This window comes from Bartonella queenslandensis AUST/NH15, assembly GCF_000312585.1.
Lineage (GTDB): Bacteria > Pseudomonadota > Alphaproteobacteria > Rhizobiales > Rhizobiaceae > Bartonella > Bartonella queenslandensis_A.
Window position 1 is genome coordinate 1 of record NZ_HE998355.1, and the last position, 267, is coordinate 267.

Here is a 267-nt window from a genome sequence, read left to right on the forward strand (position 1 = left end):
TGGTTTTAATTCCCCCCAACCATTTTGTTGCAATGCTTCCTTATAAGAAATGGCTTCTAAACAAGTGTTATCATTTAAAGAGCTATTATCGTTATCATTGAATGAAACATTTTGATTGTTGGTATCTACAATATTGTTTTTATTCTCTTTCATTTATTTATACCTTTCAGTATCAAAACATCATTGAAATCTAGACCGTAGGGGGCTTGCATCATAAAGACCTCAAAGCCTTGGCTATAAGCATGTGCAGCAAGGGTAAAATCAGCT

The 267-nt window shown here is 33.7% G+C and carries 1 pseudogene; it reads right to left on the bottom strand.

Annotation, left to right across the window (positions count from 1 at the left end):
* Window positions 1–149: 149 nt before the first annotated feature.
* Window positions 150–267, bottom strand: a pseudogene (locus BN338_RS13465) (DUF7146 domain-containing protein); the annotation flags it as partial.